16 protein-coding genes are annotated in these 13,730 nt (G+C 47.6%); 8 read left to right on the top strand and 8 right to left on the bottom strand.

Features of this window, described 5'->3' with window-relative positions:
* Positions 1-218: 218 nt before the first annotated feature.
* Entirely contained in the window at positions 219-1,751 is a 1,533-nt protein-coding gene (locus BEB54_RS06255) for a SpoVR family protein (RefSeq protein ID WP_000190855.1), read from the top strand.
* A 51-nt stretch (positions 1,752-1,802) separates the two neighbouring features.
* Here the strand turns inward: BEB54_RS06255 and fadR are convergent, their stop codons facing one another.
* Entirely contained in the window at positions 1,803-2,522 is a 720-nt protein-coding gene (fadR, locus tag BEB54_RS06250) for a fatty acid metabolism transcriptional regulator FadR (protein ID WP_000234823.1), read from the bottom strand.
* A gap of 221 nt (positions 2,523-2,743) precedes the next feature.
* On the opposite strand from fadR, the gene nhaB reads away from it, so the two are divergent.
* Positions 2,744-4,285 carry a Na(+)/H(+) antiporter NhaB gene (gene nhaB, locus BEB54_RS06245; protein ID WP_000406391.1) on the top strand — a complete coding sequence of 514 codons (1,542 nt, stop codon included), beginning with the start codon at positions 2,744-2,746 and terminating at the stop codon, positions 4,283-4,285.
* Between the two features lie 145 nt (positions 4,286-4,430).
* Complete coding sequence (dsbB, locus tag BEB54_RS06240) at positions 4,431-4,961, top strand: disulfide bond formation protein DsbB (protein ID WP_000943444.1); 531 nt, start codon at positions 4,431-4,433, stop codon at positions 4,959-4,961.
* Between the two features lie 44 nt (positions 4,962-5,005).
* Here the strand turns inward: dsbB and umuC are convergent, their stop codons facing one another.
* Both umuC and BEB54_RS06230 read right to left on the bottom strand, forming a co-directional pair.
* Entirely contained in the window at positions 5,006-6,274 is a 1,269-nt protein-coding gene (umuC, locus tag BEB54_RS06235; protein WP_105277374.1) for a DNA polymerase V catalytic protein, read from the bottom strand.
* Positions 6,274-6,693: a translesion error-prone DNA polymerase V autoproteolytic subunit gene (locus BEB54_RS06230; protein WP_032302891.1), complete on the bottom strand. Its 420-nt coding sequence runs from the start codon at positions 6,691-6,693 to the stop codon at positions 6,274-6,276. Before BEB54_RS06230 ends, umuC begins: the two co-directional genes overlap by 1 nt.
* A 372-nt stretch (positions 6,694-7,065) precedes the next feature.
* Between BEB54_RS06230 and hlyE the strand changes: the two genes are divergently transcribed.
* Positions 7,066-7,977, top strand: a complete 912-nt coding sequence (hlyE, locus tag BEB54_RS06225; protein WP_105282163.1) for a hemolysin HlyE — start codon at positions 7,066-7,068, stop codon at positions 7,975-7,977.
* Between the two features lie 206 nt (positions 7,978-8,183).
* Here the strand turns inward: hlyE and BEB54_RS06220 are convergent, their stop codons facing one another.
* The 3 genes from BEB54_RS06220 to BEB54_RS06210 form a co-directional block, all read right to left on the bottom strand.
* Entirely contained in the window at positions 8,184-8,630 is a 447-nt protein-coding gene (locus BEB54_RS06220; protein ID WP_001306825.1) for a YcgN family cysteine cluster protein, read from the bottom strand.
* A gap of 91 nt (positions 8,631-8,721) precedes the next feature.
* Positions 8,722-9,381, bottom strand: coding sequence for a fumarylacetoacetate hydrolase family protein (locus BEB54_RS06215; RefSeq protein ID WP_105277373.1), 660 nt, complete (start codon positions 9,379-9,381; stop codon positions 8,722-8,724).
* A gap of 70 nt (positions 9,382-9,451) precedes the next feature.
* A complete protein-coding gene (locus BEB54_RS06210) occupies positions 9,452-9,745 on the bottom strand; it encodes a YcgL domain-containing protein (protein ID WP_001297679.1) in 294 nt (97 codons plus the stop codon).
* A 239-nt stretch (positions 9,746-9,984) separates the two neighbouring features.
* On the opposite strand from BEB54_RS06210, the gene pliG reads away from it, so the two are divergent.
* The gene (gene pliG, locus BEB54_RS06205) at positions 9,985-10,386 is read left to right on the top strand and encodes a g-type lysoyme inhibitor PliG (RefSeq protein WP_105277372.1); all 402 of its coding nucleotides are present in this window, start codon (positions 9,985-9,987) and stop codon (positions 10,384-10,386) included.
* A 119-nt stretch (positions 10,387-10,505) separates the two neighbouring features.
* On the opposite strand, the gene BEB54_RS06200 is transcribed toward pliG, so the two are convergent.
* On the bottom strand, positions 10,506-10,874 hold the full coding sequence (locus BEB54_RS06200; protein ID WP_001056845.1) for a YcgJ family protein: 369 nt from the start codon (positions 10,872-10,874) through the stop codon (positions 10,506-10,508).
* Between the two features lie 519 nt (positions 10,875-11,393).
* On the opposite strand from BEB54_RS06200, the gene minC reads away from it, so the two are divergent.
* The 3 genes from minC to minE are packed head-to-tail and all read left to right on the top strand — an operon-like array spanning position 11,394 to position 13,195.
* A complete protein-coding gene (minC, locus tag BEB54_RS06190) occupies positions 11,394-12,089 on the top strand; it encodes a septum site-determining protein MinC (protein ID WP_000072536.1) in 696 nt (231 codons plus the stop codon).
* 23 nt (positions 12,090-12,112) lie between these two features.
* On the top strand, positions 12,113-12,925 hold the full coding sequence (gene minD, locus BEB54_RS06185) for a septum site-determining protein MinD (protein WP_000101055.1): 813 nt from the start codon (positions 12,113-12,115) through the stop codon (positions 12,923-12,925).
* A 3-nt stretch (positions 12,926-12,928) separates the two neighbouring features.
* The gene (gene minE / locus BEB54_RS06180; protein ID WP_001185665.1) at positions 12,929-13,195 is read left to right on the top strand and encodes a cell division topological specificity factor MinE; all 267 of its coding nucleotides are present in this window, start codon (positions 12,929-12,931) and stop codon (positions 13,193-13,195) included.
* A 365-nt stretch (positions 13,196-13,560) separates the two neighbouring features.
* On the opposite strand, the gene BEB54_RS28535 is transcribed toward minE, so the two are convergent.
* On the bottom strand, positions 13,561-13,730 hold a 170-nt coding region (locus BEB54_RS28535; protein WP_123059730.1), incomplete at its 5' end, for an autotransporter outer membrane beta-barrel domain-containing protein.

Raw genomic sequence — 13,730 nt, 5'->3', positions numbered from 1 at the left:
CATCTCCCTGACTCTGCAGCAATATGGCATCTTTAGTATCTCCTGCTGAACACCCTTTTTAACCAGCATAAAATTCCGCTCAGAAGCGAATTACTGGCACTCTGATAATAAGAAATCGCAAAGAAAAAAATTCTTCGGCGACGCGGTTTTTAACAGGTGTTCTATGCTTGAAATGAGGTGTTCCACACAGAGAGCACCGACAACAATGAGGTGCGCGTATGGCGACGATCGATTCTATGAATAAGGACACCACACGTTTGAGCGATGGACCCGACTGGACGTTTGACCTGCTGGATGTTTATCTGGCAGAGATAGACCGGGTAGCGAAACTCTATCGGCTGGATACCTACCCGCACCAGATTGAAGTGATCACCTCAGAACAGATGATGGATGCCTACTCCAGCGTCGGCATGCCAATTAACTATCCACACTGGTCATTCGGTAAAAAGTTTATCGAGACTGAACGGCTGTATAAGCACGGTCAGCAAGGACTGGCCTATGAAATCGTCATTAACTCTAACCCGTGTATCGCTTACCTGATGGAAGAGAACACTATCACCATGCAGGCACTTGTGATGGCCCACGCCTGCTATGGGCATAACTCTTTCTTCAAAAACAATTACTTATTCCGTAGCTGGACCGACGCCAGTTCGATTGTCGATTATCTGATTTTTGCCCGTAAATATATTACCGAGTGCGAAGAACGTTATGGCGTAGATGAAGTAGAGCGGCTTCTTGACTCCTGTCATGCGCTGATGAACTACGGTGTGGATCGGTACAAACGCCCGCAAAAAATCTCGCTGCAAGAAGAAAAAGCCCGGCAGAAAAGTCGCGAAGAGTATCTGCAAAGTCAGGTCAATATGCTCTGGCGTACCCTGCCGAAGCGCGAGGAAGAGAAAACGGTTGCTGAAGCGCGCCGCTATCCGTCCGAGCCACAAGAAAACCTGCTCTATTTTATGGAGAAAAATGCACCCCTGCTGGAATCATGGCAGCGTGAAATTCTGCGTATTGTGCGTAAGGTGAGCCAGTATTTTTATCCGCAAAAACAGACTCAGGTAATGAACGAAGGCTGGGCGACCTTCTGGCACTACACCATCCTTAATCATCTGTATGATGAAGGGAAAGTGACGGAACGTTTTATGCTGGAGTTTTTGCACAGCCACACCAATGTGGTTTTCCAGCCGCCCTATAACAGCCCGTGGTACAGCGGAATAAACCCGTATGCGCTTGGTTTCGCCATGTTCCAGGATATTAAACGGATTTGTCAGTCGCCGACGGAAGAAGACAAATACTGGTTCCCGGATATCGCCGGTTCTGACTGGCTGGAAACATTGCATTTTGCGATGCGTGATTTCAAAGATGAGAGTTTTATCAGCCAGTTCCTGTCACCGAAAGTGATGCGTGATTTCCGCTTCTTCACCGTGCTGGATGACGATCGCCATAATTATCTGGAGATTTCCGCTATTCATAATGAAGAAGGTTATCGGGAGATCCGTAACCGGTTATCGTCGCAATATAATTTAAGTAATCTGGAGCCGAATATTCAGATCTGGAACGTGGATTTGCGCGGCGACCGTTCGCTGACGCTGCGTTACATTCCACATAATCGCGCACCGCTGGATCGGGGGCGCAAAGAAGTGCTGAAGCATGTGCATCGCCTGTGGGGATTTGATGTGATGCTGGAACAGCAAAACGAAGACGGCAGCGTCGAGTTGCTGGAACGTTGCCCGCCGAGAATGGGAAATCTGTAAAAACAACAAAAAACCCCTCGTTTGAGGGGTTTGCTTTTTAAACGGAAGGGATTATCGCCCCTGAATAGCTAAATCACCCGGCAGATTTTTCTGCATCCGGTGCCAAATCTCGCCGCTCTCATGCCCATAGCGACGCACTGTTTCGTATACCTGATCGTGTGCGCCTTCACTGCACAACGCCGACAGTTTGTGGTAGAAGCCCAGCGCCAGACTGCGCGCTTCCGGATTGGCGAAATAGTGACGACCAATGCGCGTATACAGCCCTTTCATCCCGTTAAGGATCAGACCGTAAATCGGGTTGCCGGAAGCAAACGCCAGACCGCGGAATATGTTGTAATCCAGCTCGGCAAAGGCATCGGCGTGATCGGCCACTTCATTAGCGGTAGCCAGCACTTCCTGCGCTTTATCGGGATGCTGACGAAACGCGGTGCGAATAAAAATCGTTGAAATATTGGTACGCACCGACAGCAAATTATCAATAAGCTGCGGCACACTTTCGTGATCCAGTCGCGCCAGTGTTTCAAGGATATTTAAACCGGAAGTTTCCCAGAAATTATTCACCTTCGTCGGCTTGCCATGTTGAATGGTCAACCAGCCATCTCGTGCCAGACGCTGTAACACTTCACGTAACGTAGTACGCGTTACGCCAATTAATTCTGAAAGTTCACGTTCTGCGGGCAAAATAGTCCCGGGAGGGAAGCGGTTATTCCAGATACTTTCAATAATGTACTCTTCCGCGAAACCCGCCGGGCTTTGCGCCTTAATGACCATAGTGAGATTTCCATAACACAGCAAAACAAAGTTGGACTCATCATACCAGAGGGCTAACTACGCTGATAGCAGACAAAAAGAAGAAAAAAGGGATCAAGGCTTCATTTTCCGCATCTCTTTACCCTTGACTATCAAGACTTGCCTCACTCCTGCCTGACCGTTAAGCTTTGCGTTTAAACATAAAAACATCATTGATTATTTGTAAGGTAAGGGAAACCATCATGGAGATCTCCTGGGGCCGCGCGCTATGGCGCAATTTTTTGGGCCAGTCCCCCGACTGGTACAAACTCGCCCTCATCATTTTCTTAATCGTAAATCCGTTAATTTTCCTCATCAGCCCTTTCGTCGCTGGCTGGTTGCTGGTAGCGGAATTTATTTTCACTCTGGCGATGGCCCTGAAATGCTACCCGCTACTCCCCGGTGGCCTGTTGGCTATCGAAGCGGTATTCATCGGCATGACCAGCGCGGAACACGTCCGTGAAGAGGTGGCGGCAAATCTTGAAGTCTTGCTGTTACTGATGTTTATGGTGGCGGGTATCTATTTTATGAAACAGCTGTTGCTGTTCATATTTACCCGTTTGCTGTTAAGCATTCGCTCCAAAATGCTGCTGTCGCTCTCTTTTTGCGTGGCAGCGGCGTTCCTCTCCGCGTTCCTCGATGCCTTAACCGTCGTGGCGGTGGTGATCAGCGTTGCCGTCGGTTTTTATGGTATTTATCACCGCGTAGCCTCTTCCCGTACTGAAGATACCGACCTGCAAGACGATAGTCATATCGACAAGCATTACAAAGTGGTTCTGGAACAGTTCCGTGGCTTTCTGCGTAGCCTGATGATGCATGCCGGTGTTGGCACCGCATTAGGCGGCGTGATGACCATGGTGGGCGAACCACAGAACCTGATCATCGCTAAAGCGGCTGGCTGGCATTTTGGCGATTTCTTCCTGCGCATGTCGCCGGTGACCGTTCCAGTTCTGATTTGTGGCCTGTTGACCTGCCTGCTGGTGGAGAAGCTACGTTGGTTTGGCTACGGCGAAACGCTGCCGGAGAAAGTCCGCGAAGTGCTGCAACAGTTTGACGATCAAAGTCGCCACCAGCGTACCCGTCAGGATAAAATTCGTCTGATTGTCCAGGCGATTATCGGCGTCTGGCTGGTCACCGCGCTGGCGTTGCATTTGGCGGAGGTTGGCCTGATTGGTTTGTCGGTCATTATTCTGGCGACATCATTGACTGGTGTCACTGATGAACATGCTATCGGTAAAGCCTTCACCGAATCTCTGCCATTCACCGCACTGTTGACGGTGTTTTTCTCGGTAGTCGCGGTGATTATCGACCAACAACTGTTTTCGCCGATTATTCAGTTTGTGTTGCAGGCATCGGAACATGCTCAGCTGTCGCTGTTCTATATTTTCAACGGTCTGCTGTCATCCATTTCGGATAACGTCTTCGTGGGGACGATTTATATCAACGAAGCGAAAGCGGCAATGGAAAGTGGCGCTATCACGTTGAAGCAGTACGAGCTGCTGGCGGTCGCCATTAATACCGGTACCAATCTGCCCTCCGTCGCTACGCCGAACGGTCAGGCTGCGTTCCTGTTCCTGCTGACCTCTGCACTCGCGCCATTGATTCGCCTCTCTTATGGGCGCATGGTGTGGATGGCCCTGCCTTACACCCTCGTCCTGACACTCGTCGGCTTGCTCTGCGTCGAGTTTACGCTTGCCCCTGTAACCGAATGGTTTATGCAAATGGGCTGGATAGCAACGCTTTGATAACAACTTACCGGGCATATAAATGCCCGGTTTGCCTTTTCGCCCGATAATTGTCCAATTGCGTCCTATTTTTGCTGCCTCCTGGTGGCGCAGCGAATGAATTGGTTTAAACTGCGCACTCTATGCATATTGCAGGGAAATGATTATGTTGCGATTTTTGAATCAATGTTCACAAGGTCGGGGCGCGTGGCTGTTGATGGCGTTTACCGCTCTGGCACTGGAACTGACGGCGCTGTGGTTCCAGCATGTGATGTTACTGAAACCTTGCGTGCTCTGTATTTATGAACGCTGCGCATTATTCGGCATTCTGGGTGCTGCGCTGATTGGCGCGATCGCCCCGAAAACTCCGCTGCGTTATGTAGCGATGATTATCTGGTTGTATAGTGCGTTCCGCGGTGTGCAGTTAACTTACGAGCACACCATGCTTCAGCTCTATCCTTCGCCGTTTGCGACCTGTGATTTTATGGTTCGTTTCCCTGACTGGCTGCCGCTGGATAAATGGGTACCGCAAGTGTTTGTCGCCTCTGGCGATTGTGCCGAGCGTCAGTGGGAATTTTTAGGTCTGGAAATGCCGCAGTGGCTGCTCGGTATTTTTATCGCTTACCTCATTGTCGCGGTGCTGGTGGTGATTTCCCAGCCGTTTAAAGCGAAAAAACGTGACCTGTTCGGTCGCTAATCCATTTGGCGCTCCTGCGGGAGCGCTTTTTGCTGCCGCTATGTTCATTTGACCCGCAGTAAATCCGTACTTCGTGTTGTATAACGTGGTGAAAGCATGGCACGCTTCATCTGCCATTGTTGCTGGATCCCCTGCCCGGCAAAATAGAGTGTTCCTCTGCCCTCTTTGGCATTCAGCGTATCCATCACCGTCATCAATTGCTCACTCCCGGGACGCGGTGCATTGTCATCGAATAAATTGAGCTGCGCGACTCCCTGACTGAAGAAATCCCCCAGCATCACGCCCGCTTTTTGGTAGCGATGGCCCGCTTGCCAGATGGCATCCAGAGATCGCGTAGCGGCGTTAATGATATCCCTGCTGTCCTGAGTGGGCGTCAGCAGTTTTACCGACGCACTATTGCCGTAATAAGGTTCATTGAGCGCGAATGGCGACGTTTTTATAAATGTGGAGATAAACCGACAATATTGATGCTCGCTGCGAAGTTTTTCCGCCGCCCGGGCAGCGTAACTACAAATGGCCTGCCGCATCGACGTATAATCCGTGATGCGTTCACCAAACGAGCGGGAACAGATAATTTCCTGCTTCGTCGGTGCAAACTCTTCCAGCCGCAAACAGGGTTCGCCGCGCAGTTCACGCACCGTTCTTTCGAGCACTACATTAAAATGTTTACGGATAAACCGGATATCTGTATCCGCCAAATCGAGAACGGTTTTGATCCCCATCGCGTCCAGTTTTTTGCTGATCCGCCGTCCAATCCCCCAGACTTCATCCACGGGGAGAGCAGACATTAATTTACGCTGGCGTTCCAGATTTGATAAATCCACCACCCCACCCGTCTGCCGCTGCCATTTTTTTGCCGCATGATTGGCAAGCTTAGCCAGCGTTTTGGTCTGGGCGATCCCCACACCAACAGTAAGATGGGTACGTTGTAGCAACTTTGCGCGAATTTCTCTGCCAAAATCAGTCAGATCGCGACAATTAAGCACACCGGTCAGATCGCAGAATGCCTCATCAATACTGTAAATCTCGACGCGGGGCGATAGCTCTTCCAGCGTCGACATCACCCGATTGCTCATATCGGCGTAAAGCTCATAGTTACTGCTAAAGCAAACCACGCCACAGCGGCGAAACAGATCTTTTTGTTTGAACCAGGGATCGCCCATTTTAACGCCCAGCGCCTTTGCCTCAGCGTTTCGGGCGATAACGCAACCGTCATTATTCGATAGCACAACCACCGGTTTACCCCATAAATCAGGGCGAAACACCGTCTCACAACTGGCATAAAACGCGTTTACATCACAGAGGGCAAACATCAGCGCATCGCCTTAACGACGTGGATCACCACACCAAAGACATCCAGCGTATCTTCATTACTGATGGTAATGGGCGAGTACGCACTATTCATGGGAATAAGCTGCACTGTCGGGCGTAGTTGCAATTTTTTCACCGTAAACTCGCCGTCAACAGCAGCGATGACAATATCACCATGGCTGGCGGTAATCGCACTATCGACAATCAGTAAATCGCCGTCGCTAATCCCGCCGTCAATCATAGAATCACCACTTGCTTTGACGAAGTAAGTCGCGCTGGGGTGCTGGATCAACAGTTGATTCAGATCGATGCGCTGTTCAACGTAATCTGCGGCCGGTGAAGGAAAGCCACACTGAACAAGATCGCTAAATAGCGGAAAAGTCACAATTTCGCGGAGATCCGCAGGCTTGATAAACAACATAATAATCTGCCTGAAGTTATACTGTTTTTATATACAGTAGTCTGTTCTTGCCAGCAGATCAATACTGATTCAGGCTATCAATATTTGTCGCAGCATAGGCTGCTGATTTTTCGTTCTCTTATCCTGTGCTCGCGCGGCCTTCTGGCGCCAGCATTCATCCAGCAGAAAGGAAAAATATCGCCCGGTTTAAAAATAGAATGGAAGCATTCGCCATAATGACATTAAACATTGTTTGATATTTATCATATTAATATAAATAAAGACATTGACGCATCTCGCCCGGCTAACTATGAATTAGATGAAGTAAAATTCATTAATCGTTGTAAAACAGGAGTTTCATTACAATTTATATATTTAAAGAGGCGAATGATTATGACTGAAATCGTTGCAGATAAAACGGTAGAGGTAGTTAAAAACGCAATCGAAACCGCAGATGGAGCATTAGACCTTTATAATAAATATCTCGATCAGGTCATCCCCTGGCAGACCTTCGATGAAACCATAAAAGAGCTAAGTCGCTTTAAACAGGAGTATTCACAGGCAGCCTCCGTTTTAGTTGGCGATATTAAAACCTTACTTATGGATAGCCAGGATAAGTATTTTGAAGCAACCCAAACGGTGTATGAATGGTGTGGTGTTGCGACGCAATTGCTCGCAGCATATATTTTGCTATTTGATGAGTACAATGAGAAGAAAGCATCCGCCCAGAAAGACATTCTCATTAAGGTGCTGGATGACGGCATCACGAAGCTGAATGAAGCGCAAAAATCTCTGCTGGTAAGCTCACAAAGTTTCAACAACGCTTCCGGAAAACTGCTGGCGTTAGATAGCCAGTTAACCAATGATTTTTCAGAAAAAAGCAGCTATTTCCAGTCACAGGTAGATAAAATCAGGAAGGAAGCGTATGCCGGTGCCGCAGCCGGTGTCGTCGCCGGTCCATTTGGATTAATCATTTCCTATTCTATTGCTGCGGGCGTAGTTGAAGGGAAACTGATTCCAGAATTGAAGAACAAGTTAAAATCTGTGCAGAGTTTCTTTACCACCCTGTCTAACACGGTTAAACAAGCGAATAAAGATATCGATGCTGCCAAATTGAAATTAACCACCGAAATAGCCGCCATCGGGGAGATAAAAACGAAAACTGAAACAACCAGATTCTACGTTGATTATGATGATTTAATGCTTTCTTTACTAAAAGAAGCGGCCAAAAAAATGATTAATACCTGTAATGAGTATCAGAAAAGACACGGTAAGAAGACGCTCTTTGAGGTTCCTGACGTTTGATAAGCGATTATTCTCTCCATGTACTCACGGTATAAGGTTTATTACATTTAAATTTACAGACGTTTTTTAAAGATTGAGAGTTACCTGTTGATAATAAGGTATCGGGTAGCTCTCATTATGACAGAGCGATTTCAAAAACAGGGCTACGAAATGGCGAGCATCCAGACGTATATTAAGAAAGCCCCCATCAACATCTATTAAATTTATCACTGCGCCCAGTCAGGTTTATTTAAGATATGATCCTGCCAATCAATCACTTCTGATTCTTTCACTGCGATATGACGCACAGAGATACGTTCGCCATGCATTGCCGCTTTCGAACCAGTAAGCAGCGGATGCCACGCAGGTAAATCTTTACCTTCCGCCAGCAAGCGATAAGCGCAGGTCATTGGCAACCATTCGAATGTTGGCAGATTTTCACGGGTTAGTTTAATGCAGTCGGGTTCAAACTCGAAACGACGCTCGTAGTTCCGACATTGACAGGTTTTAATATTGAGCTGGCGACAGGCGACGTTAGTGAAGTAGATTTCGTCGGTGTCTTCGTCCATTAATTTATGCAGACAACACTGACCGCAACCATCACACAACGACTCCCATTCCGCATCGCTCATTTCGTCCAGGGTTTTACTTTGCCAGAAAGGTACATCGCTCATCAGGTGTTCCGCCATTACGTTAAAACGCACCTTATAACCAGTCTGGCACAGTGATGCAAGTTTTGCCGCCGCTTTCAGGCGGCAAAAAGTATTACAAAACGCGAGTTGTCAAAGAATGCCCATCGAAAGTAACCGTCAGCACATCACCGCTTTGCAAGGGGCCGACGCCATCAGGCGTGCCTGTCAGCACAACGTCGCCGGCCTTGAGGGTAAAAAACTTGCTCATATAAGCGATCAGCGGAACGATTTTATGGATCATGTCCGCAGTCGTACCTTGCTGGCGTTGTTCGCCGTTGACGCTCAGGCCCAGCACTGTATTTTGCGGATCGCCGGTGAATTCCGCCGCTGGAATAAACCCGGAAAGCGGACAAGAGTTATCAAACGCTTTGGCCTTTTCCCACGGCTGCCCGGCTTTCTTCATTTTTCCCTGAACATCACGCAATGTCAGATCGAGCGCCACGCCGTAACCGGCAATTGCTTTGCGGACATGCTCTTCCGTAGCCTGACGTAGCGTCGCGCCAATCAACACCGCCAGTTCGACTTCATGATGAACTGAACCGAAATCGGAAGGGATCGCCAATGGCTGCCGCAGATCGCACAGTGCCGTCTCTGGTTTAATAAACAGCACTGGCTCTTCGGGCACCGCACTGCCCATCTCTTTAATATGTTTGGCATAGTTACTGCCAACACAGACTACTTTACTCACCGGATAATCCAGCAGCGCACCTTGCCAGTTGTGATGTTGATACATAACGTTCCCCTCACTTATCGTGGATATGAAAACCCGTGCCGACAAAGATAATGCCACCGCCGGATATCGGTTATTTGTTAGTGTCGTCTGTTTTCTGCCCCATTACGGAAAGATGTTGCTTCAGCAAATCTTCGGGGGGTGGCGGTAACTGCAGATAGTAACCTTGCTCGGTTAATGCCAGTTTAACCTTCTCAATATCGGCATTGACCAATTTCTTCCGCCCATCCAGCGGCAGAATCATCGCTAACTGAGGCTGACCAAAACCTTTCATCAGTTCCTCAGGAACACGCGAAAAATCGTCTTTTTTTTCGACATATAAATAGGTCTGGTCACGCTTGCTGCTTCGATAAATCACACAAAACATACATTTACTCTTTAAAATGCCAGGTTTTGGCATAAGCTAACATCAATGAAACCCGCGCCACAAGCCAGCCAGCTGTAGATTTCTGCGGTTTGTTCAATCCATGCGCCCTTTATAAGTAATCCCCGGCAAGAATACCGCACCAGGATTTTACCGAATACAGGAAAGCCACTGGAATTCCCCCGCAAGGAATTGTTATATTATAACAGTTCATCGTACTCATTCTGAACAGGAGACTACCTATGAAAATCAAGGGCATCAGTAAGGGTGTATTGCTACTTGCACTGCTAACCTCTACGAGCTTTGCTGCAGGTAAGAATGTCAATGTTGAGTTCAGAAAAGGTCATAGCAGCGCTCAGTACTCCGGCGAAATAAAGGGATATGATTACGATACATATACCTTCTATGCCAAAAAAGGCCAGAAAGTGCATGTGAGTATCTCTAATGAAGGCGCTGATACTTACCTCTTCGGACCAGGGATCGATGATTCTGTTGATTTATCCAGATATTCCCCAGAACTCGATAGTCACGGACAATACTCACTCCCTGCTTCTGGCAAATATGAGCTGCGAGTGCTGCAAACCCGAAACGACGCCCGTAAAAACAAAACTAAAAAATATAACGTCGATATTCAAATTAAGTAAATGTCAACCGACGGGGACTCTCCCCGTCATAAACGTTAACGCCCCACTCCTCTCTGTCGCTCAAGAGGTTAATGACGAATAGCAGACAATGCCGAATAGAACATAATGTAAACAAGGCATCACTCACGACACATAAATAACATCTTTGTGGTGGTTTGATTGATTTTTCCACTCCGCTTACCATCCACACCAAAATAACGATCATCACGACATAATTTTTCTTTAACATCGCAAAATACACCGTTAGAGAATGTAAATTCGCTGGGATCGTAACCTTGTACTGATTGTAAGTTTTCAGCGGCTTTTTCGCCGAGATATTTCCTTGTTAACTCTGGGGAAATGCCATCTGAGTTAACACAAATATACGGGTCGCAAACAACGCCGCACGCCGGAGATTGAAGTCCGCCAGCGTCATTTCCAGACGCCATTGATGAGAACATCATCCCCACACCTGACAATCCGATATAAAAAATACGCATCATATTCATAGCACATCCTGATAATCCAACCGTACAACACTTATGCTCATTTCATCATCAATCCGTAATCAAAACCGCTGACCTGGACGAGTTACGATGACCTGACAGAAGTATCAGACGTCTTCTGCGGTTTCTATGATAGAGCAATTCTGTGGCGGATATTAAGATAACGGGTATCTGTTCTTTAATGATGCTGCAAAAAATGGAAAGTTAAGAAAGCCTGGCGTGGTGAAAAAATACACTCGTCTCAATACTGGATATTTAAACAGGTCTGAAGATGCTGTCACGATTAGGGTGCGGAAAAAGGAAGCGTAAATAAGAACAATCAAAAGTACGACGGCAATAGGTTGATTGACAAGGATATTTTTTAAGCTATGAATCAGCGCCATTTATCACAGAATAGACTTTTACTCTGAATAAATGGGAGGGTGACTTGCCTCAATATAATCCAGACTATAACATGCCTTATAGTCTTCGGAACATCATCGCGCGCTGGCGATGATTAATAGCTAATTGAGTAAGGCCAGGATGTCAAACACGCCAATCGAGCTTAAAGGCAGTAGCTTCACTTTATCTGTGGTTCATCTGCATGAGGCAGAACCTAAGGTTATCCATCAGGCGCTGGAAGACAAAATCGCTCAGGCCCCCGCATTTTTAAAACATGCCCCTGTTGTACTCAACGTCAGTGCACTTGAAGACCCGGTAAACTGGTCAGCGATGCATAAGGCTGTTTCGGCAACCGGTTTGCGGGTTATTGGCGTAAGTGGCTGCAAAGATGCGCAACTTAAAGCCGAAATTGAAAAGATGGGGCTGCCTATCCTGACGGAAGGAAAGGAAAAAGCGCCGCGTCCAGCTCCCGCACCGCAGGCTCCAGCGCAAAATACAACGCCGGTCACAAAAACGCGTTTAATAGATACCCCGGTGCGTTCCGGTCAGCGTATTTATGCTCCACAATGTGATCTGATTGTTACAAGCCACGTTAGCGCTGGGGCCGAATTGATTGCCGATGGTAACATTCATGTTTATGGCATGATGCGCGGTCGTGCGCTGGCAGGGGCAAGTGGTGACCGGGAAACGCAAATATTTTGTACGAACCTGATGGCGGAACTGGTGTCCATCGCAGGTGAATACTGGCTGAGTGATCAAATCCCAGCAGAATTTTATGGCAAAGCAGCGCGACTACAGTTAGTCGAAAACGCTTTGACCGTTCAACCGTTAAATTGATCCCTTTTTAACAAGGAATTTCTATGGCACGCATTATTGTTGTTACTTCGGGCAAAGGGGGTGTTGGTAAGACAACCTCCAGCGCGGCCATCGCCACTGGTTTGGCCCAGAAGGGAAAGAAAACTGTCGTGATAGATTTTGATATCGGCCTGCGTAATCTCGACCTGATTATGGGTTGTGAACGCCGGGTCGTTTACGATTTCGTCAACGTCATTCAGGGCGATGCAACGCTAAATCAGGCGTTAATTAAAGATAAGCGTACTGAAAATCTCTATATTCTTCCGGCATCGCAAACACGCGATAAAGATGCCCTTACCCGTGAAGGGGTCGCCAAAGTTCTTGATGATCTGAAAGCGATGGACTTTGAATTTATCGTTTGTGACTCCCCGGCAGGGATTGAAACCGGTGCGTTAATGGCACTCTATTTTGCAGACGAAGCCATTATTACCACCAACCCGGAAGTCTCCTCAGTACGCGACTCTGACCGTATTTTAGGCATTCTGGCGTCGAAATCACGCCGCGCAGAAAATGGCGAAGAGCCTATTAAAGAGCATCTGCTGTTAACGCGCTATAACCCAGGCCGCGTGAGCAGAGGTGACATGTTGAGCATGGAAGATGTGCTGGAGATCCTGCGCATCAAACTCGTCGGCGTGATTCCTGAGGATCAATCAGTATTGCGCGCCTCTAACCAGGGTGAACCGGTCATTCTCGACATTAACGCCGATGCGGGTAAAGCCTACGCAGATACCGTAGAACGTCTGTTGGGAGAAGAACGTCCTTTCCGCTTCATTGAAGAAGAGAAGAAAGGCTTCCTCAAACGCTTGTTCGGAGGATAAGTTATGGCATTACTCGATTTCTTTCTCTCGCGGAAGAAAAACACGGCCAACATTGCAAAAGAACGGCTGCAGATTATTGTTGCTGAACGCCGTCGCAGCGATGCAGAACCGCATTATCTGCCGCAGTTGCGTAAAGATATTCTTGAGGTCATTTGTAAATACGTACAAATTGATCCTGAGATGGTAACCGTACAGCTTGAGCAAAAAGATGGCGATATTTCTATTCTTGAGCTGAACGTGACTTTACCGGAAGCTGAAGAGCTGAAATAAACCCGCTGTAAAAGCGTATTTATCTTTAAGGCAGAGCCATCTCTGCCTTGAATTTTTCATTCCTCTCATCCACGTTTGATAAGAGCGGCGAGTATTCTTGCTGATGCTACTCATTGCTTCCCCCCCTTTACACCTTAATGCCGTTCCCCCCACACAGAACAAATTGTTTATACCTGGCTGAGTAAATAACCTTATTGTTAGTATTGGTATACTGGGAGATGATAACCCCGCAATTTCATTATTCATTGTTCTCCCATAGGATGAGGTTTCCCGCCGTAACTGGCGGGCTTTTTTTGCCGCAGAATTTTCCCTTTTAACATCCTGTAAACGGAAACTGCGCCGAAGCGCAGTTTAAGCGTTGATGGTCAGAACGACCAGTTCACACCAGCCACCGCGTTCCACGGGGATTCCACACCGGCACCATTGCTATACCCCACCCCGAGATGCCCGCTTAACGTACTGCTGAATGAGGCTTTAATACCTGCCTGGTATATTCCACGTCTGCCCGACAAATCATTGACAAAATTACCGTCAT

Origin of the sequence: Escherichia sp. MOD1-EC6021 (assembly GCF_002965245.1) — a bacterium.
GTDB lineage: Bacteria > Pseudomonadota > Gammaproteobacteria > Enterobacterales > Enterobacteriaceae > Escherichia > Escherichia coli_F.
This window is presented reverse-complemented; position numbering and strand designations above follow the sequence as displayed.

What these genes read in the sequence shown, in the direction of transcription:
- BEB54_RS06255 (WP_000190855.1), top strand. Translation starts at nt 219, where the DNA reads ATGGCGACGATCGATTCTATGAATAAGGACACCACACGTTTGAGCGAT.
- fadR (WP_000234823.1), bottom strand. Translation starts at nt 2,522, where the DNA reads ATGGTCATTAAGGCGCAAAGCCCGGCGGGTTTCGCGGAAGAGTACATT.
- nhaB (WP_000406391.1), top strand. Translation starts at nt 2,744, where the DNA reads ATGGAGATCTCCTGGGGCCGCGCGCTATGGCGCAATTTTTTGGGCCAG.
- dsbB (WP_000943444.1), top strand. Translation starts at nt 4,431, where the DNA reads ATGTTGCGATTTTTGAATCAATGTTCACAAGGTCGGGGCGCGTGGCTG.
- umuC (WP_105277374.1), bottom strand. Translation starts at nt 6,274, where the DNA reads ATGTTTGCCCTCTGTGATGTAAACGCGTTTTATGCCAGTTGTGAGACG.
- BEB54_RS06230 (WP_032302891.1), bottom strand. Translation starts at nt 6,693, where the DNA reads ATGTTGTTTATCAAGCCTGCGGATCTCCGCGAAATTGTGACTTTTCCG.
- hlyE (WP_105282163.1), top strand. Translation starts at nt 7,066, where the DNA reads ATGACTGAAATCGTTGCAGATAAAACGGTAGAGGTAGTTAAAAACGCA.
- BEB54_RS06220 (WP_001306825.1), bottom strand. Translation starts at nt 8,630, where the DNA reads ATGAGCGATGTACCTTTCTGGCAAAGTAAAACCCTGGACGAAATGAGC.
- BEB54_RS06215 (WP_105277373.1), bottom strand. Translation starts at nt 9,381, where the DNA reads ATGTATCAACATCACAACTGGCAAGGTGCGCTGCTGGATTATCCGGTG.
- BEB54_RS06210 (WP_001297679.1), bottom strand. Translation starts at nt 9,745, where the DNA reads ATGTTTTGTGTGATTTATCGAAGCAGCAAGCGTGACCAGACCTATTTA.
- pliG (WP_105277372.1), top strand. Translation starts at nt 9,985, where the DNA reads ATGAAAATCAAGGGCATCAGTAAGGGTGTATTGCTACTTGCACTGCTA.
- BEB54_RS06200 (WP_001056845.1), bottom strand. Translation starts at nt 10,874, where the DNA reads ATGAATATGATGCGTATTTTTTATATCGGATTGTCAGGTGTGGGGATG.
- minC (WP_000072536.1), top strand. Translation starts at nt 11,394, where the DNA reads ATGTCAAACACGCCAATCGAGCTTAAAGGCAGTAGCTTCACTTTATCT.
- minD (WP_000101055.1), top strand. Translation starts at nt 12,113, where the DNA reads ATGGCACGCATTATTGTTGTTACTTCGGGCAAAGGGGGTGTTGGTAAG.
- minE (WP_001185665.1), top strand. Translation starts at nt 12,929, where the DNA reads ATGGCATTACTCGATTTCTTTCTCTCGCGGAAGAAAAACACGGCCAAC.